Origin of the sequence: Pseudomonas sp. DCB_BI, from assembly GCF_026240995.1 — a bacterium.
GTDB lineage: Bacteria > Pseudomonadota > Gammaproteobacteria > Pseudomonadales > Pseudomonadaceae > Aquipseudomonas.
Map to the genome: position 1 here is coordinate 38,424 of NZ_JAPFCG010000026.1, position 18,533 is coordinate 56,956.

Here is an 18,533-nt window from a genome sequence, read left to right on the forward strand (position 1 = left end):
CCTTGAGCGTCTGGCTCTGGTAGCATTCGCCGCATGACGTATTCAGGAAGATTGACCTGGGGCCTGGTTTTCTGGGCCGCCAGTTTCGCAGCATGGGGTCAGAGCGAGTTGCTGGTGAAGGTAAAACCGGCCAACAAGGCGCTCAAGGCCAATGTCGAAGGCTATATAGGCACGCTGGGCGACCGTGATGAAGAAGCACTTTTGCGCTTCAGCCGCGGGGCAGAGGAGCAGGCGCGCAAAGCCGCGCAAGCACTTGGCTACTATCTGGCGCAGATCGATGCCGAGGTCAAGCCCGCCAGCGATGCCGACCATTCCCCCCAACTGATCATCACCATCAACCCCGGCGAGCCGATTCGCCTGCGCAATGTGACGGTGCGCATAGAAGGCCCGGCCAGCGAGATGAAGGCCTTTCGCGTGCCCGACAGCAAGGCGCTGCGTGCAGGCGAACAACTCAACCACGGGCATTACGAAGATGCCAAGCGGCTGATCCAGAACCAGGCCTCGCGCTACGGTTTCTTCAGCGGCCGCTTCAGTCGCCAGCGCCTGGCGGTGGACCCGCAGGCCGGTGTGGCTGATATCGAACTGGTCTACCAGAGCGGCCCGCGCTATCGCCTGGGGGCGGTCACCTTCGGGGGCGACACGCCGCTGGACGACGACCTGCTGCAACGCATGGTGTCGTTCAAACCGGGTACCCCTTATGACTCGGAGCTGATCGCCGAACTGAACAATGACCTGCAGTCGAGTGGCTACTTCGACGGTGTGCGCGTGGATGCCGCGCCAACCGCCGCCGTCGGCGAAGACGTCCCCGTAGCTGTCCGGCTGGAAACCCGCAAACCCCGCACGATGGGCCTGGGCCTGGGCTACTCGACCGACGTCGGGCCGCGCGGCAAGGCCAACTGGACCCGCCACTGGGTCAACCCGCAGGGTCACAGTTACGGCTGGGAGACCGAGTTGTCTGCGCCGCGGCAGAACGTTGGCCTGTGGTACGACATCCCCCTGGACCCGCCACTGACCGACAAACTGCGCTTCGCCGGCGGCTACCAGAACGAGGAAATTGCCGGCACCGATACCCTCAGTAAACTGCTGACGGTTGGCCCCGAATGGCACAGCAAACTGCCGAGCGGCTGGCAGCGGGTGATTTCGCTCAAGTACCAGCGCGAGGAGTATCGCCTGGGCGATGATTCTGGCTTGAGCAACTTGCTGATGCCCGGCGTGAGCTATTCCTTCCTGCGCAGTGACAACCGTATCGACCCGCACAATGGCTACCGCTTGCAGTTCGATGCCCAGGTGGCCAAGGAAGGGCTGGTTTCCGACACCAACCTGTTGCACGGCAACGTACTCCTCAAGGGCCTGACCACAGTTGGCCACAACCACCGCTTGCTCGGTCGCATACAGTTTGGGGGCAGCGCGACCAATGGCTTCAAGAACAACATCCCGCCGTCGCTGCGTTTCTTCGCCGGTGGCGACCAGAGCGTGCGGGGTTACGACTACCAGACGCTTTCACCGAAGAACAGCGACGGCGACCGTATTGGTGGCCGTTACCTAGTGGCTGGCAGTGTCGAGTACCAGTATTCGCTGACCGAAAAGTGGCGGATCGCAACCTTCGTCGACCAGGGCAACTCGTTCAACAACCTGGAACTGCCCAGCCTCAAGACCGGTGTCGGTTTCGGTGTGCGCTGGGTGTCGCCGGTAGGGCCGCTGCGCCTGGACCTGGCCAAGGCGCTGGATGACGAAGGGGGCATTCGCCTGCACTTTTCCATGGGGCCTGAGCTGTGAAACGCGTGATCAAATACATTCTGCTTGGCCTGCTGGGGGCAATCGCCGGCCTGGGCCTGGCACTTGGCTTGCTGCTGGGTACCGAAGCCGGCAGCCGCTGGGTACTGGCCAAGGTACCCGGGCTTGAGGTAACCGGCTTCCAAGGCCGTCTGGCGGGCAGCTGGCAAGCCAGCGGGCTGAGCTGGGTCGACGCGGGCAGCAAGGTAGAGGTGCAAGCACCGCACCTGGCCTGGTCGCCGGCCTGCCTGCTGCGTGCCACGTTGTGCATCGACCAGCTGCGGGCGCAGCGGATCGACATGGCCTTTGCGCCGAGCACCGAACCTGCCGACAGCGGCCCGTTGCAACTGCCGGCGTTGCGCTTGCCGCTGGCCATCGAGCTGGGTGAGGTGAAGGTTGGCCAGTTGCGCCTGGATGGCAGCGACTTGCTGGCTGACGTGCAAATGACGGCGCACTGGGCCCGCAATGGGATGCGGATCGACAGCCTGCATGTGCAGCGCGACGACCTGCAACTGAACCTGCAAGGCGATGTTCAGCCCGAAGGAGACTGGCCGGTAAAGCTCCAGGCGCAGCTGCAACTGCCTGCGGTAGAGGGCAAACCCTGGCAACTGGCCTTGACTGCCGACGGCGAATTGCAAAAGACCCTGAAGCTCGCAGGTACCAGCAGCGGTTATCTCGATGCCACGTTGACCGGGCAGTTGCAGGCCTTGGCGGAGCACCTGCCAGCGACCTTGCAGGTTCGCTCCGAAGCATTCAAACCGGCGGGTTCGTTGCCTGATACCTTGCAGTTGAACCAGCTCACGCTCGATGCCACGGGCGATCTGCTCAAGGGCTATCAGCTGTCGGGGGCCGCCAGCCTGCCGGCTGAACAGTCACCAATCGCCCTGGCCTTGTCCGGGTTGGTCGACAGCAAGGGCGCCAGGCTCGACGCGTTGGACCTGACAGCCAGCGACAGCCAGCGGGTCAAGCTGCAGGCTACGGCTGACTGGCAGCAAGGCCTGGTTGCCGATGCGCAATTGGACTGGCAGGACTTTCCGTGGCTGCGCCTGTACCCACTGGAAACGCCGCCCGAGGTCACCCTCAAGCGTTTCAGAACCGAGGTGCATTATCGCGATGGCAATTACCGGGGCACCTTCGACGGTGATCTCGACGGCCCGGCGGGGGCGTTCAGCCTGGCCAGCCCATTCGAGGGTGACCTGAGCCAGGTCAAGCTGCCGCAGCTGGCGCTGACCGCCGGTCAAGGCAAGGCCGCCGGCAGTGTTGCAGTCCGTTTTGCCGACGCCCTGGCCTGGGATGTCGACCTGCAGCTTTCGGCACTTGACCCGGCCTATTGGCTGGCCGAGCTCCCGGGTACCCTGGCTGGGCCGCTGCGTAGCAAAGGCGAGCTGAAGGGCGAGCAGCTCACGCTGGATGCCCAGCTTGACCTCAAAGGCCGGCTGCGCGGTCAGCCCGCCGTGCTCAAGGCCGAGGCCCAGGGCGCAGGGCAGAACTGGACCCTGGGCGCACTGGCGATCCAGCTGGGTGACAACCGCATCACCGGCAGTGGCAGTTTGCAACAGCGCCTGGCCGGGCGCATCGACCTCGACCTGCCACGCCTGGGTCAGCTGTGGCCAAGGCTGCAAGGCCAGGTCAAGGGCCGGCTGGATGTCGCCGGCACCTTGCAGGCCCCGCAAGGCACGCTGACCCTGCAGGGCCAGCGCCTGGCACAGGCCGAAAACCGCCTGCAACAACTGGACCTGGACGCCCGCCTGGACAACACCCAGCGCGGCGTGATTGACCTCAAGGCGAGCGGGATCCGGCTGGGCGATACGGCATTGGGCACTTTGCAGGCCAACGGCAAGGGTGACATTCGCCAACAGGGCCTGACCCTGGCGCTGGACGGTCCGCAACTCAAACTCGACCTCGGCCTGGATGGCCAGTTGAACAAAGGAGACTGGCGCGGGCGCCTGGCGAGCGGGCGCATCCAGGCCGGCGGCCAGGATTGGCAGTTGCAGGCGCCCGCGCGGCTGCAGCGCCTGGCCAGCGGCCAACTGGATTTCGGTGCCCATTGCTGGCGGTCCGGTCAAGCCAGCCTGTGTGGCGATGAGCAGCGCCTTGCGCCAGAGCCGCGGCTGCGTTACCACCTCAAGCAGTTCCCGCTGGACAGCCTGGCGCAGTGGCTGCCGAAGGACTTTGCCTGGCAAGGCCTGCTCAATGCCGACATCAACCTGGACATCCCGGCCAGCGGCCCCAAGGGTACTGTCGTGATCGATGCCAGTGGCGGTACCCTGCGCGTGCGCGACAAAGGCCGCTGGATCGATTTCCCGTACCAGACCCTGCGCGTGGACAGCACCCTGGCGCCACGCCGTATCGATACTCGCCTGGCTTTCCGTGGTGAGCGGCTGGGTGAGCTGAGTGTCAATACCCGGCTCGACCCGCTGGGCAAGAACAAGCCGTTGTCGGGTGATTTTCGCTTGGCCGGGCTGGACCTGTCGGTGGCGAGGCCGTTCGTACCGATGGTCGAGCGCCTGGTCGGGCAGCTCAACGGCAGCGGCCAGTTGTCCGGCAGCTTGCTCGCACCGCAGGTCAACGGCAACCTGCGGCTGAGCGGCGGTGAAGTCAGCGGTGCCGAGCTGCCGGCCAGCCTTGAGGACTTGTCGTTGCAGGCGCAGATTGCCGGCGAGCAGGTGCAACTTGACGGCAACTGGCGCAGTGGCGAGGCAGGGCGTGGGCAGTTGAGCGGCAACCTTACCTGGGGCCAGGCGCTGGGCATGAATGTGCGCCTGCAAGGCCAGCAACTTCCCGTCACGGTCGAGCCTTATGCCACCCTGGAAGTTGCTCCGGACCTGACCTTGCGCCTGATCGACGACAAGCTGGCCGTCACCGGCAAGGTGCAGGTGCCCAAGGGCAAGATCACCGTGCGCGAACTGCCTCCGTCCACCGTCAAGGTGTCGGATGACACGGTGATCGTCGGCCACCAGACCGAAGAGGGCAAACCGCCCATGGCGATGGCCATGGATATCGACGTCGAAGTGGGCCGCGACAAGCTGTCGTTCAGTGGCTTTGGCCTTACCGCCAACTTGCTGGGCCATGTGCATATCGGTGACAACCTCGACACCCGCGGCGAGTTAAGCCTGGCTGACGGCCGCTACCGTGCCTACGGCCAGCGCCTGACCATCCGCCGGGCCCGGCTGCTGTTCGCCGGGCCGATCGACCAGCCCTACCTGGACATCGAAGCGATCCGCAAGGTTGACGATGTGATTGCTGGTATCCGCCTGAGCGGCAGCGCCGAGCAGCCAACCAGCACAGTGTTCTCGGAGCCGGCGATGAGCCAGGAGCAGGCGTTGTCTTACCTGGTACTGGGTCGTCCTCTGGGCACCTCCGGCGAAGATAACAACATGCTTGCCGAGGCAGCCTTGGGCTTGGGGCTGGCGGGGAGTGCCGGTATTACCGGCAGCCTGGCATCGAGCCTGGGTATCGACGACTTCCAGCTGGATACCGAGGGCTCGGGCACCACCACCAGCGTGGTCGCCAGCGGTAACCTCACCGAGAAGCTGAGCCTGCGTTACGGGGTGGGGGTATTCGAACCGGCCAATACCATCGCGCTGCGTTACAAACTGAGTAAAAAGGTCTATCTGGAGGCAGCCAGCGGGCTGGCCAGCTCGCTGGACATCTTCTACAAGCGCGACTTCTAGGCCGCTGGCGGGGCTGCCGTCAACGCACCGTGGCAGCCTCGATGAACTCATTGGTATCCGGTGAGGGCGTTGCGCCTGGGGCACGCACCGGGATGATCAGATTGGTGTACTCCTCGATCAGTCGATTCAGGGCTTCGGGGGGTTCACTGGCCTGGAACTGCATGCGGATCTGTACCTCGTCAGGGTCCCGGCTATCACCCTGGCGACCGTGGCCACCGATGGTGACCTTGAAGCTGGCGGCCTTGCTCTCGCTTGCGCTGATCAGTGCCTGCTGTGCTTCGGTGCCTTTGACCCGCACCGACAGGTCGACCTGCATGCGCTCCAGGGCCAGACCCTTGGGCGATACCAGGGCGAACAGCGGCACGCGCATGATGTGTTGGCCGTCCATGGCCACCTCGACCATCTTGGCTTTCATGGGCGCGCCGAGCGCCTGGGTGTCGCACTCGAAGAACTGGTCGAACAGGTTGATGTATTGCTGCGCGATCAGGCTGTTGGTGGCGCTGGCAGCTTCTTGCAGTCCGCGGGTGATCTCACGCAGGTCGATGGAGGTCATCGGGGCGGGGGACTTGTCCATGGATTTGATTCCTCAGGCCGGAAGGGCCCCCTGTCGTTGGACAGAGGGGCAGTTTCGGGAAGGCATAACACCTCAAGGAGCGGGTGGAGTTGTTCCGGCGTCAGGGCCTTTCAAGGTGTCTTTCTGGGATATCTCGTCCGGGCTCTCGAGTGTCGCAGTGTTGACGACGGTAGGCTTTGTTGCGGCGTCGGTCAGGAACTCAATTACCCGCATGATCGCTTCAGGTGGTTCCTGGCGGCGCAAGGTTGTATTGAAGGCATAACGGGCGCGGGTGTCGGTCTTGCGGGTTTGCGTGGACTTGTGGCTGACGCTGCCTTTCACGTTCAGCCTGAACGGACCCCAGCCCAGCGAGCCAGTCGCTTCTGCGCTCATGTCCTTGCTGGAAACATCTTCGGACATCTGGTTGATGACCAGCTCGAACTCGACATTACCTTCGTCGATCGAAATGTTCGGGTGAGTGATCGCTGCCAGCAGCGGCACTTTCATGGTCTTGCTGACCACGCCCTTGTATTCGCCCTGTTCGTCGACGATGGTTTCGTCATAGTCGAACTGGATGGCCACTGCCTTGCCGTCCTGTACGCAGACCTGCATCAGGAAGTCGGCATACGACTTACTGGCGGTGACCTGCGCCTGGACCATGGCCTGCAGTGGGCCGGCGATCATCCGGTCCATCGGCAGGGCATTGATGACCGATCCAATGAGGCTGTTGTCTATCGACATGTTGGGTTGCTCTCTCTAGTGGGGAATTAGGCCGCCTGTGGCGGCCGGGTTGCCGGCGTGTCAGCGAGCGCACGGCTCCTGGCGCCGGATGTTGCCGATCTGACGCAAGCTCAGGCCGTACTTGTTGGCCAGCAGGCTGCGGGACAAGCCGTCGGCGCTTTCTTTCTGAATCTGTTGGTTACGCAGCTGACGCAGGAAGTGGTCCGCCTTGGGAATCTCCAGCGCAACCCCGGCAAAGCGCTTGATCAGTGCGTCGAGCGCTTCGGCCGGGAGCACGTCGGCGAGCCTGGTGCGCTCGCGGTACTTGGGGATGTACTTGGGCCTACCGCCGTAGGCGCAGGTCAGTTGGTAAGCGTTTTCGATGCCGATACAGTCGATCAGGGCCTGCAATGAGTGAGGCAGCTGGCTGATATCTATCTGGCTCAAGTCTGGCAATTGCATATGGCGCTCCTTCGGGATGGGTGGAATGTGCGACCCGATCACCCGCGGCGTTATGTCGAAGGTGTGAGCTGATTCTGTGGGACAGCCGCCGCGCGTCGCTAGGCGGCATATGGCGCGGGGGTTGTAGCTTCGGTGAACAGGTTTTGCAGGCAGCGATATCCGGGTTTGTAGGAAATAGCGTTGGCACACCCTGCTAGCTGCCGGTTTCCCATCTGGTCATACCCCTTGATTACCAGTTGGGTGCTGCAACCCTCAGTCGCATGGATAGCTGGTCAGCAAGCTGGCGCTACTCAGGTAGGCCTGGGGCGTGGCGCGCATGCTCTGGGGTAAGGTGCGCCAATCAACCAGCAGGCACAGCGTATGCAGCGGTCGGCCGTCGCGCTGCCCGATGACCTGCCCGGCAAAACTGCGCCGGTACAGGGCGTGGGTATGCTGCAACGCCTGTACCTGGTCGGCCTGGGCCAGGGTCTGGCGGGCCAGCTCCGGTAGCCTGGCGGTGGGCACGCTGAAATGCAGCGGCGCCCCGTTTGCCTGCAGGTAACCGGCCTGGCGTACGCGCTGCCACAGTTGCTGCCACTGGGTGGCACCCGCATGGGCCGCCAGCTCGCGGCCAAGTTCGCGCAAGTCTTCGGCGGGTGTGTGCCGAGTGTCCAGGGCATGGAGGGAAAAGGGGGCGAGGAACAGCGATGCGAACAGCAGGGGTTTGTACATGGTGCCTCCGGCATGGGTGCTTTGGGAGCCTCATGCTTTCAGGCTGAAGCCGCCCCACCCAGCAGGAAATCCAGCGCCGGGGGCGAGGGCCGTTGTATCATTGCCGCGGCTCGTTGCGAGCCATTTGCCCCTGATGTTGCAAGGAACCTTCGATGACACACGTGCAGCGCCTCAAATATTCCCTTTTGATCATCCTGGTGGTACTGGGCCTGATGCTGGGCCTGTCCCACCTGCAGAAGCAGGGCACGATCAGTGAGCAGACCTTCCAGATGCTGGCTATCGCCATCGCCGTAGTGGTCGTGGTGATCAACGGCATCCTGCGGCGCAAGGTCAAGCCCTGATCTGTGCGGGCCGGCCTGCATGGCCGGCCTAGGTGGTCAAATAACCGCTCAGAATGCAATAGACCTTGCGCACCGGCACTTCACTGGTCCAGGCATTGGTCGCGCCAGCAGGCACCACGAGGGTCTCGCCAGCCGCAACGGTGTGCACGGAGCCATTGTTTTCAGTCAGCTCAAGCCGGCCTTCGATGATGTGCATCAATTCGCTGTACTCGGGTTGCACCTGCCGTCGTTCATAGGGCTCGCATTCCCAGACCCCGATGCGCAGTGCGCCCTGCTCAAAGCCTGGCTGGCTCCAGGCCTGCGGCGTGGGGCTTAGCAGCACCTCTGCCGCTGGCGGGTTGCAGGGTTTTAATGGCCCCAGCAGGTCGAGCTTGAACGGCTGGTGATGGCTGGCATCACCTTGAAGCCCCGGAAAACGCATGAATACGTAGCGCAGTTCGCCTTTGGGTAGCCAGCTCAAGGCCACGCCTTTGGGCACCACGAAAACATCGCCCGGCACCAGGCGCACCTCGAAGCCGTCGCCGCTCAAGTTGAGCTCACCCGCTTCAAGTACCCCCAGTAGCACCGCATCGAATGCGTCGAATCGGCAGGCATGGCCACCTTCGCCGCAGCCGACTTCATACCCTGGCCCATCCGAGACAGCCAAGGCTTCACCTTGGCGGTAATGTAAGACGTGCGCCATGAAACCTCCCGGTCAACGGCCAATGGCATCGAGAAACTGCTGCCAACCGGCGGCCAGGCGCACGCCAGGCGCCCGGAAGGCATGCAGTGGAATAGGGTTAAGACGCTCACCGGCCAACAGCCGCAAATCCAGCGGGCGACCTGCGGTCAGGTCGGCCAGGCGGGCACCCATGTAAGTCGACATGGCCACGCCGCCGCCGTTGTAGCCAATGGCGTAGAAGCGCCGCGCGTCCAGTTGCCCTGCGTGGGGCAGGCCGTCCAGGGTCATGTCTACCAGGCCCGACCAGCGATAGGCAATGGCCTGGCCACGCAGTTGTGGGAAGACTTCCGCCATGTTCGCCTGCAGGGCTTGGTAGGCGGCGTCGTTGCCATCAGTGCCGAATGCCCCGCGACCGCCAAAGATCAGCCGGTCACCGATGACGCGGAACCAGCGCAGCATGCGCTTGGTATCGCCGCAGACTTGGCCGCCTGGCAGCAGGCTGGCCAGCAGCGCTGGGGGCAGGGGCTCGGTGGCGATGATCGCACTGCAAAAGGGTACGATACGCCGGTGCATGGGGGCGCTGACAGGCGTGAGGTCTGAGTAGGCATTGGTGGCATACACCAGCTGTTTGGCATGGATGCGTCCTTGGGGGGTGTCCACCACGATGCCGCCGGGGCTGCTCTGCACACGTTGGGCCGGGCTGTTGACGAACAGCTTCACGCCCCGTTCAGCCAGGTGTCGTGCCATACCTCGGGCAAAGTTGAGGGGGTGCAGGCCACCCGCTTTCGCAGTCAACATGCCGCCGGTAAAGCGTTGCGATCCGGTCATATGTGCCACTTCCTCGGCACTGAGCATCACCGAACTACGGCTGCCCGTTTCACGTTCAATCCACGCTGCTGTCGCTCGCAGGTTGTCCAGGGCCTTGTCATTGTGGGCCGCTGCCAGGTGGCCATTGAGCGTTAGCCGCGCTTCGCTCAACCCCAGGGATTCGACGGTTTCGATTACGCTGTCTACCGCCGCGTAACCCGTGCGATAAAGGTGCAGGGCGGTGTCGCGGTCATACCGCTGCATTACGCTCTGGAAGCTGACGCGGAATTTGGGCGACACCACGCCGCCGTTGCGCCCGCTGGCACCCGAGGCCAGGCTGTTGGCCTCCAGTACCACCGGTTCACGGCCACTGTCGGCGATATGGCGGGCGGCGCTGAGGCCAGTGTAGCCGCCACCGATAATCACCACATCGCATTGCCGTTCGCCTTGCAGCGAGGGGAGTGGCACGGCGGGTTCGGCTGTGGCAGCCCAGAGAGACTGGATATTCATGGGGCAATCTTCCGCAATGTCTTCGCGTTAGGGCCGCAATGCGGCCCCGTTTGACCTCAGCCCAATTCCTTCTCTACGGCGTCGGCCAGTTGTGCCAGCGAGGTAAAGTGGTAGTGCGGCTCGGTACGCTCGGACTCCAGGGTGCCGCCGGTGCCTTTCTGCGCATGGCGGCGCTCGATCCAGCACACTTGATAGCCCAAGCGCTTGGCCACGCCGATGTCGTGATACTGGCTTTGTGCAACATGGAGAATTTGCTCGAAGACGATGCCCTGGCTAGCCAGCACGCCGCGGGTGTAGGCGAAGAACTGTGGGTCAGGTTTTTCGAAGCGCACGTCGTCCACGGTGACCCGCACATCGAAGGGCTCGCCCAAGGTGCGGGCCATGTGGTTGAGTGCCCAGATGCGCGAGTTCGTGGTGGCGACCAGTTTGAAGTGCTTGCGCAAGCGCTGGAGTGCTTCTACCGAGTCTGGGAAAGGCGGGAAATTTTCCACCGACAAGGCCAGGCCGCGCGCGTTCTCGACGCTGTCGGGCAGGTTCAGTTTAGTGGCGATACGGTGGTAGCAGCGCTCCAGGTCGTCAGGCCACCAGCCGGCGTCCGGTTCGGCGCGGGCTTCGCGGTAGGCCTTGAGGATATCGTCATCGCTGTAGGCTTTGGCGGCTTCGGCAACTACGCCACGGATATGGTTGAGGATGCCTGCCTCGAAATCGATCAAGGTACCGACAACATCGAAGGTCAAGGCTTTGAAGGGCTTGAAGGACATGGTGCGCTCCGCAAGGGTGGGTGACGGTGTGAACAAAGTATCGGCGCACCTGCCTGCTCCAATGTTCCGTTTTCACGGCTTGCGGCAGGCATAACCTGCCGTATTTTTCCTCACTCCCAGGCAAATGTTGCGTAGACCTCTGGCAAGCTGGGTCACTCGTCAGTAGCCCAGGAGCGAAGCACCATGACCCTGCTGTTCAAAGTCGATCAGGCGCGCGGCCGCGCCTGGAGGGCCCTGTTTGCCGAACAGGCTCCGGATATCGAAGTGCGCTTGTGGCCTGACGTGGGTGAGGCTTCGGATGTGCGCTATCTCGCGACGTGGCAGCCGCCTGATGGCATCGCCGAGCGCTTTCCCAACCTTGAGGTACTGTTCGCCACCTCGGCAGGGGTCGATCAGTTCGATACGGCTGCGCTGCCAGCCGGCGTGCAGGTGGTTCGAATGCTTGACCCGGGAATCGTCCAAGGGATCGTCGAGTACGCCACCATGGCCGTGCTGGCGCTGCACCGTGACCTGCCGCTTTACCTGGAACAGCAGCGCCAGGGCCTGTGGCAGGACCACCCAATCGTGCCGGCGCACCAGCGGTGTGTCGGGGTCATGGGGCTCGGAAACCTTGGGCAGGCGGTATTGCGCTTGTTACAAGGGTTTGGATTTGCATTGCAGGGATGGTCACGTTCGGAGAAGCAGATCGAAGGCGTGCGTTGCTTTGCCGGCGATGCGGGGTTGAAGGCGTTTCTGGCCGATTGTGAGATTCTGATCTGCCTGTTGCCACTCACACCGGATACTGCAGGCATTCTTGACGCTCGTCTGATGTCAGCCTTGCCGCGTGGCGCTTGCCTGATCAACCTTGGACGAGGCGGCCACCTGGTGGACGACGACCTGCTGGCTGCTTTGGACAGCGGTCAGGTCAGGCGGGCAATCGTCGACGTGCTTGCCAGTGAACCGCCGGGGCGGGGCCACCCGTTGATGGGGCACCCGAATGTATGGGTGACGCCTCATGTTGGCGCGATGACGCATCCTGAGTCGGCGTTTCGGGTGTTGCTGAAGAACCTGCGCAGGCACCAGCGGGGAGAACCGATGGAGGGGGTTGTGCCGCGGCAGCGGGGGTACTGAGCACAGGCCCATGTCCCGCTGCTGTCTGTTTGTTTGCCAGCATTGTCTTTGCGGTCAGACAGGCTTGGAATGGCCGGCTCACACCGCTCTGACCAGGCTGCGCAGCGGAACGGTGCTCTTGACCACGGGTGACTTGATCACGATGTAGCTGAAGTATTTTTCGATGCCGATTTCCTTCTCCAGTATCGACTCCATCAGCTCTTGGTAATGCTGGATGCTGCTGCACAGGAACCGCACCAGGTAGTCATAGCCGCCACTGATCAGATGGCATTCCAGCACCTCATCGATATTGCGGATGCTCGATTCGAATTTCACGAAGTCCGCACGCTTGTGGTCCTGCAGGGTAACTTCAGTGAACACGGTCACCGAGTTGGCGAATTTGGCCAGGTTCACGTGGGCTTCGTAGCCACTGATATAACCCGCGGCCTCCAGGCGCTTGACGCGCTGCAGGCAGGGGCTGGGTGACAGCCCCACAGCCTCGGCGAGGCTGACGTTGGTCATGCGCCCGTCCTTTTGCAACTGGACAAGAATGTTGATGTCGATGCGATCAAGTTTGGTTGCCGCGTCCATCGTTGACTCCTCAGTTGATTCCGGTCCGGTCTGCCTGTTTCAGGCCCGTAATGCCCATTGATGGGCATGGGCCATGTCGGCCAGGCTTGCGTATTCACAACGTTTGGCATCGAGTGCCGACTGCGTCAGGTTCCAGGGCTGAGCCTGTTCGCGCTGCAGCGTACAAATCGGAAAATCGACCAAGCTGTTCCATGGGTCGTCCGCTTCGCTGCTGCGCACAGGCAGCATCCCAATCCGTGGTACGTCAATCGCTTGCAGTGCGTGTGCCAAGGCTGGCCGCCAGTCGTCATCAGCCGGTTCAACGATAGCATCGAAGGCGACCGGCAGGCGCCGGGTCAGGCTTTCGATATCTATGCCGTGGCGTGGAGCGATAAGGATCAAGCGATAAAACTTGCTCAGGTACTGCACGGCGCCCGGTGCGTCTTCGTAGATCAGCCACTGCGCTGCAGCGCTACCAAAGGCCACACTGGCATTCCAGTCAGGAACAATACGCAATTGTTGCGCCAGGCGTTGGTAGAGTTGCCCGTGCAATGCTGTTGGGCTATTGACCTGATGGGCCAGTTGCAGCGTCAGGTTGCGATAAGCCGCCAGCAGCTGCCGGTCGTCGAGCGGTTGCGCAGATTGCGCCGCAAGGGGGCGCAGGCCTTCGAGAATGCCCCGTTCGCGGTCAACCAGGGTGGCGTACGACAAACCCAGTGCCTGGTAATGCGTAATTTTCATGGGAAGTAGCTCCTGTGGTGATTCAGCGGGTCCATCCAGGGCTGTGCCAAGGGCCGCGTCAGCGGCCTTGACGATCACTCAGGCACCTGCGGCATCCAGCGCCTGGCTAAGCATCTCCAAGGCCTCGGCCAGCTGCGCCGAGGTGGTGACCAGTGGCGCGAGGAAGCGCACCACATTGCGGTGCACGCCACACTTGATCACCAACAGGCCGGCCTGGCGGGCTTCGTCAATCACCCGTTGGGCCAAGGCCGCGTCCGGGCTGTTGCTGGCATCCCCGGCGACCATCTCGATCGCCTGCATGAAGCCCAAGCCGCGGACCTCGCCGATACGTGGGTGAGCTTGTTGCAGGGCCAGCAACCCTTGGTGCAGTTGGTGCGCCAAGGCTTCCCCCTGGGCCAGCAGATCCTGGCTCTCGAACAGATCCAGAACCGCCAGTGCGGCGGCGCAGGCCACGCCGTTACCGCCATAGGTGCCGCCCAGTCCGCCCGGTGACGGGGCATCCATGATCGCCGCACGGCCAACCACACCCGACAGCGGCATGCCGCCGGCCAGGCTTTTGGCAACCGTGACCAGGTCCGGCTGGATGCCGGCATGCTGGAAGCCGAACATCTTGCCGGTGCGGCCGAAACCGGCCTGGATCTCATCCAGGATCAACACGATGCCATGGCGATCACAACGCTCGCGCAGGCCCTGCAGAAACGCCTTGGGTGCGGCGATGAAGCCGCCGTCACCTTGCACGGGCTCGATCAGGATGGCTGCGACCCGGTCAGGCGCGACGTCGGTGGCGAATAGCTCATCGAGCCGTGCCAGGGCTTCATCACTGTCGATGCCGCGATAAGGGTTGGGGTAGCAGGCGTGGTAGATCTCGGCCGGGAATGGGCCAAAGTTCTGTTTGTAGGGCTGGCTCATGCCGGTGAGCGTCACGCCCAGCAGGGTCCGGCCATGGAAGCCGCCAGTGAAGGAAACGACGGCGGGCCGGTTGGTGTGGCCACGGGCGATCTTGATGGCATTTTCTACCGCTTCGGCCCCGGAGGTGAACAGCGCCGTCTTGTAGTGCTCGCCGTTGCCCACCAACGCGTTCAGGCGTGCGGCGACGGCAATGTAGGGCTCGTAGGCCACGACCTGGAAGCTGGCATGGGACAGTTGCTGAACCTGGCGTTGCACGGCCTCGACAACGTTGGGGTGATTGTGGCCTGTGTTGAGTACGCCAATGCCGCCAACGAAATCCAGGTAGCGGCGCCCATCGACATCCCACAACTCGGCACCGCTGGCACGGGCCGCTACCAGTGGGTGGGCGGTGGCGATACCGCGTGGCACGTTTTCGTCGCGCCAGGCGAGCAGGCGTTGGTTTTCGCTCAGGGGAGGATTCATCGTAATCTCCAAGGCAAGTCAGGGGAGTGAGGGTGAGTTTCAGGATAAAGACTGGCCGTGGTGACAAGCGCTGAAGTTGGGGCGGCCGGTGGCGAGATCGGTTGATTTGCGGGGGGGTTGCGAAATATTACGCTGGGCAGTGGTCCTGGCCGGATGGCGAGGACCACGCCACGCGCGTTCAGCGTGCCTGGGGAACCACGATGGTGTCTTGTGGATGCAGGCGCATCCACAATGGTGCGCCGATCTGCGGCAGGCTCAGGTTACCTTCATGGTGGCTGGGCTGGCGCAGGCTGACCGTCGGGCCGCCATCGAGGTCGACGAACACCTTCAGGCTCTCGCCCTGGAACACGATGTCCGAAACCCGGCCGTGCAGGCGGTTCCATTCCGGGCCTGCGGTGCCGTTGTCGAGTAGCAGTTTCTCCGATTGCAGCGCCAGGAAAAGCGCACCGCTGGCCGGTACCTCGCGGCTGGTTCGCAGGGTGGTCGAGCCCAGGCACAGACCCGCCGAGCTGCGCTGCAGGGGCACCAGCGTGCTTTCACCGATGAAGCTGGCAACGAAATCGTTGGCCGGGTGATCGTGAAGCCTGCGGGGGGTGTCCACCTGCACCAGTTTGCCGCCGCGCATGATCGCGATGCGGTCGCTCATGGTCAGGGCTTCGCGTTGGTCGTGGGTGACGTAGATCATGGTCGCACCCAAGCGCTTGTGCAGGGCGCGCAGTTCGATCTGCATGGTTTCGCGCAGTTGCTTGTCCAGTGCAGATAGCGGCTCGTCCATCAGGATCAGTTTGGGTTCGAAGACGATTGCCCGGGCCAGCGCCACACGCTGGCGTTGGCCACCGGACAAGGCACTGATCGCACGGTCTTCATAGCCGGCCAGTTCAACTGTGGCCAGAGCCTTGGCTACCCGCTCGCGGCTGTTGTTGGCACTGACGCCGCGGGCGCGCAGCGCAAACGCGACGTTTTGCCCCACGGTCATGTGCGGGAACAATGCGTAGTTCTGGAATACCACACCGATGTCGCGTTTGTTGGGCGGCATCAAGGTGACGTCACGTTCGCCAAACAGAATGCTGCCCGAACTCACCCGCAAAAAGCCGCCGAGAATGCTCAGCAGTGTGGTCTTGCCCGAGCCGGAAGGCCCCAGCAGCGACATGAACTCACCAGCCTCTACCTTCAGATCGACCTGATCCAGCGCCTTGAGGTTGCCATAGTGCTTGCTTACCTGGTGAACGGTGACCGATTCGAAACCATCAGTGAAATGCATCGCGAATTCTCCTGCGCAGGGCAACGGGGCTAGAGGGCTGTGTTCATCTGAGCACAGCCGCTCAGCCGGTTCGTGCTGTTTTGCTCCGGTTCAAAAGTCAGATCTGCTACGTCGGGCTCAGCCCAGGCCACCCATGTGCCAGGCTTTGATCTCGAGGAACTCGTCCAGCCCGTATTTGGAGCCTTCGCGCCCGGTGCCCGACTGTTTCATGCCGCCGAATGGCGCCACCTCCATGGAGATGATCCCGGTGTTGAGGCCGACCATGCCGAACTCCAGGCGCTCGCCGACGCGCCAGGCCCGGCGCATGTCCTGGGTAAAGTAGTAGGCGCCCAGGCCGTAGGGCGTGGCGTTGGCGATTTCCAGCGCCTCGGACTCTTCAGTGAAGCGGAACAGCGGCGCCACCGGGCCGAACGTTTCTTCGCTGGCCAGCAGCATGTCGGGACTGGCGTCACGCAGCACGGTTGGTTGCACGAACAGCCCATCGCGCTGAGGCAGGCCACCCGTGATCACCGAGGCGCCTTTGGCCAGGGCGTCGTCAATGTGTCGGTGCACTTTGTCCACGGCGGCCTCGTTGATCAGCGGGCCGAGAGTGACGCCTGGGGTGAAGGCATCGCCGACCTTGAGCTTGGCCACCTCGGCGCTGAGGCGCTCGGCGAAGCGGTCATAGATGCCGTCCTGCACCAGAATCCGGTTGGCACAGACGCAGGTTTGACCGGCATTGCGGAACTTGCTCAGCATCACGCCCTGGATTGCCAGTTCAAGGTCGGCATCATCAAACACGATGAAGGGCGCGTTGCCGCCCAATTCTAGGCTCAGGCGCTTGATGGTGGCTGCGCACTGGCTCATCAGCAACTGGCCGACCTTGGTCGAACCAGTGAATGACAGCTTGCGTACGCTGGGGTTGGCCGTCAGTTCGCTGCCGACGCCGGCGGGCAGCCCGGTCAGCACGTTGAACACCCCGGCTGGAATGCCTACTCGTTCAGCCAGCACCGCCAACGCCAAGGCCGACAGCGGGGTCAGTTCCGACGGTTTGACCACGATGGTGCAGCCTGCCGCCAAGGCCGGTGCGCACTTGCGAGTGATCATGGCATTGGGGAAGTTCCACGGCGTGATGGCGGCCACCACGCCGACCGGTTGCTTGAGCACCAGGATGCGCCGGTCGGTGGTGGGGGCGGGAATAGTGTCGCCATAAACACGCCGTGCTTCCTCGGCAAACCATTTGACGAAGCTGGCGCCGTAGCCGATTTCGCCTTTGGCTTCGGCCAATGGCTTGCCTTGCTCGGCACTCATGATTATTGCCAGATCGTCCTGGTTGGCCAGGATCGCCTGGTGCCAGGCTTCCAGTACTCGGGCCCGCTCGGCGGGCGGCACTTCGCGCCAGGCCTGAAAGCTGGCTTCAGCGGCGGCGATGGCACGGCGTGTTTCGCTGGCGCCCAGGGCCGGTACCTGGGCCAGGGTCTGGCCGTTGGCGGGGTTGATGACGGCCAGGGTGGCGCCGTCGTCGGCGTCGATCCATGCACCATTGGCATAGGATTTCTCGACCAGCAGGGACGGGTCGCGTAATTGCTCTTTCAACATGGGAACACCTATAGCTTGGTTGCCGTGACGGGCAAATTGTAAGAAGCCGGCGCCAGCGCCCGATGCCAAATTGCACCGGGCGGGCAGTCAGAGATGCTGAATTGAGGGGGGTTACAACAGGACCTGCCGCGCCGCTTCAAGGCGCCGCGGCAGGGGCTTCAGGCCTGCTTGTTGCGCCCGGCGATGACGACCAGCAGCAGCGAGGCGAGAATCAGCATGGAGCTGATGGCGGCGATGGTCGGGTCGATCTCGTCGCGCAGTGCGGTGAACATGCGTTTGGTGAGGGTCTGGTTGTCGCCGCCGGAGATGAACAGCGCCACCACGGTCTCATCCAGCGAGGTGATGAAGGCGAACAACGTTGCCGACACCACGCTCGGTTTGATCTGCGGCAGGGTTACGGCCATGAATGCGCGAAAGCGATTCATGCCGAGGCTGCGTGCCACCATTTCCTGGGACATGTCGAAATTGCGCAGACCTGCCAGCAAGGCGATGATCACGTAGGGCAGCGCCAGCATGATATGCGCCAGCACCAGGCCGATCAGCGAACTGACCAGTCCGACCCGGGCATAAACAAAAAACACGCCGGCCGCGATCAGGATGATTGGCACCATCATCGGTAACAGCAGGATGATCTGCAGGGTGCGTATGATCTTGAGCGTCGAGTTGTTGATCGCGTAGGCCGCCGCCATCCCCACCGGCAGCGAGATCAGGGTCGTGGCCAGGGCGGTGATCAGGCTGACCTTGGCGGCGCTCATCCATTCGATGCTCTGGAAGAATGCCGCATACCAGTTCAGCGACCACTCCTTGGGCGGAAACTGCAGGAAGCGGGCTTCGGAGAATGACATCGGTACCACGATAAGCACCGGCACGATCAGATAGGCGAGGATCATCGCCACCAGCAGCCCGAACATAACGTTCGAGATGCGCAGGTTGGAGAACAAGGCTTTCAT

17 protein-coding genes are annotated in these 18,533 nt (G+C 62.9%); 4 read left to right on the forward strand and 13 right to left on the reverse strand.

Annotation, left to right across the window (positions count from 1 at the left end):
* Positions 1-33: 33 nt before the first annotated feature.
* Together OO258_RS23895 and OO258_RS23900 are read left to right on the forward strand one after the other, a co-directional pair.
* Positions 34-1,776 carry an autotransporter assembly complex protein TamA gene (locus tag OO258_RS23895; RefSeq protein ID WP_266033425.1) on the forward strand — a complete coding sequence of 581 codons (1,743 nt, stop codon included), beginning with the start codon at positions 34-36 and terminating at the stop codon, positions 1,774-1,776.
* A complete protein-coding gene (locus OO258_RS23900; RefSeq protein WP_266033428.1) occupies positions 1,773-5,447 on the forward strand; it encodes a translocation/assembly module TamB domain-containing protein in 3,675 nt (1,224 codons plus the stop codon). Before OO258_RS23895 ends, OO258_RS23900 begins: the two co-directional genes overlap by 4 nt.
* Positions 5,448-5,466: 19 nt before the next feature.
* Here the strand turns inward: OO258_RS23900 and OO258_RS23905 are convergent, their stop codons facing one another.
* The 4 genes from OO258_RS23905 to OO258_RS23920 form a co-directional block, all read right to left on the reverse strand.
* Entirely contained in the window at positions 5,467-6,021 is a 555-nt protein-coding gene (locus OO258_RS23905; RefSeq protein ID WP_266033430.1) for a DUF2589 domain-containing protein, read from the reverse strand.
* 72 nt (positions 6,022-6,093) lie between these two features.
* Positions 6,094-6,741 (reverse strand): DUF2589 domain-containing protein, encoded by a 648-nt coding sequence (locus tag OO258_RS23910; protein WP_266033433.1) that lies wholly within the window; start codon positions 6,739-6,741, stop codon positions 6,094-6,096.
* Positions 6,742-6,801: 60 nt separating this feature from the next.
* Positions 6,802-7,182 (reverse strand): Mor transcription activator family protein, encoded by a 381-nt coding sequence (locus tag OO258_RS23915; protein WP_110744310.1) that lies wholly within the window; start codon positions 7,180-7,182, stop codon positions 6,802-6,804.
* Between the two features lie 252 nt (positions 7,183-7,434).
* A complete protein-coding gene (locus OO258_RS23920) occupies positions 7,435-7,893 on the reverse strand; it encodes a hypothetical protein (RefSeq protein ID WP_266033437.1) in 459 nt (152 codons plus the stop codon).
* A 152-nt stretch (positions 7,894-8,045) separates the two neighbouring features.
* On the opposite strand from OO258_RS23920, the gene OO258_RS23925 reads away from it, so the two are divergent.
* Complete coding sequence (locus tag OO258_RS23925; RefSeq protein ID WP_003248064.1) at positions 8,046-8,234, forward strand: hypothetical protein; 189 nt, start codon at positions 8,046-8,048, stop codon at positions 8,232-8,234.
* Positions 8,235-8,262: 28 nt separating this feature from the next.
* Here the strand turns inward: OO258_RS23925 and OO258_RS23930 are convergent, their stop codons facing one another.
* Genes OO258_RS23930 through OO258_RS23940 form a run of 3 tightly spaced genes read right to left on the reverse strand, consistent with a single transcriptional unit; the run spans position 8,263 to position 10,973 of the window.
* Positions 8,263-8,916, reverse strand: coding sequence for a cupin domain-containing protein (locus OO258_RS23930; protein ID WP_266033439.1), 654 nt, complete (start codon positions 8,914-8,916; stop codon positions 8,263-8,265).
* A gap of 12 nt (positions 8,917-8,928) precedes the next feature.
* Positions 8,929-10,212, reverse strand: coding sequence for an NAD(P)/FAD-dependent oxidoreductase (locus OO258_RS23935; protein ID WP_266033441.1), 1,284 nt, complete (start codon positions 10,210-10,212; stop codon positions 8,929-8,931).
* Between the two features lie 56 nt (positions 10,213-10,268).
* Complete coding sequence (locus OO258_RS23940; protein WP_266033443.1) at positions 10,269-10,973, reverse strand: HAD-IA family hydrolase; 705 nt, start codon at positions 10,971-10,973, stop codon at positions 10,269-10,271.
* Positions 10,974-11,156: 183 nt separating this feature from the next.
* Between OO258_RS23940 and OO258_RS23945 the strand changes: the two genes are divergently transcribed.
* The gene (locus OO258_RS23945; RefSeq protein WP_266033445.1) at positions 11,157-12,083 is read left to right on the forward strand and encodes a 2-hydroxyacid dehydrogenase; all 927 of its coding nucleotides are present in this window, start codon (positions 11,157-11,159) and stop codon (positions 12,081-12,083) included.
* Positions 12,084-12,161: 78 nt separating this feature from the next.
* On the opposite strand, the gene OO258_RS23950 is transcribed toward OO258_RS23945, so the two are convergent.
* From OO258_RS23950 to OO258_RS23975, 6 genes are all read right to left on the reverse strand, one after another.
* Positions 12,162-12,653, reverse strand: coding sequence for an Lrp/AsnC family transcriptional regulator (locus OO258_RS23950; protein ID WP_110744305.1), 492 nt, complete (start codon positions 12,651-12,653; stop codon positions 12,162-12,164).
* A 39-nt stretch (positions 12,654-12,692) separates the two neighbouring features.
* A complete protein-coding gene (locus tag OO258_RS23955) occupies positions 12,693-13,373 on the reverse strand; it encodes a hypothetical protein (protein WP_266033450.1) in 681 nt (226 codons plus the stop codon).
* 78 nt (positions 13,374-13,451) lie between these two features.
* The gene (gene gabT / locus OO258_RS23960; RefSeq protein ID WP_266033452.1) at positions 13,452-14,744 is read right to left on the reverse strand and encodes a 4-aminobutyrate--2-oxoglutarate transaminase; all 1,293 of its coding nucleotides are present in this window, start codon (positions 14,742-14,744) and stop codon (positions 13,452-13,454) included.
* Positions 14,745-14,922: 178 nt separating this feature from the next.
* Positions 14,923-16,005, reverse strand: coding sequence for an ABC transporter ATP-binding protein (locus OO258_RS23965; RefSeq protein WP_266033454.1), 1,083 nt, complete (start codon positions 16,003-16,005; stop codon positions 14,923-14,925).
* 117 nt (positions 16,006-16,122) lie between these two features.
* Positions 16,123-17,583: an NAD-dependent succinate-semialdehyde dehydrogenase gene (locus OO258_RS23970; protein ID WP_266033455.1), complete on the reverse strand. Its 1,461-nt coding sequence runs from the start codon at positions 17,581-17,583 to the stop codon at positions 16,123-16,125.
* Positions 17,584-17,741: 158 nt separating this feature from the next.
* The gene (locus OO258_RS23975) at positions 17,742-18,533 is read right to left on the reverse strand and encodes an ABC transporter permease (RefSeq protein WP_110744300.1); all 792 of its coding nucleotides are present in this window, start codon (positions 18,531-18,533) and stop codon (positions 17,742-17,744) included.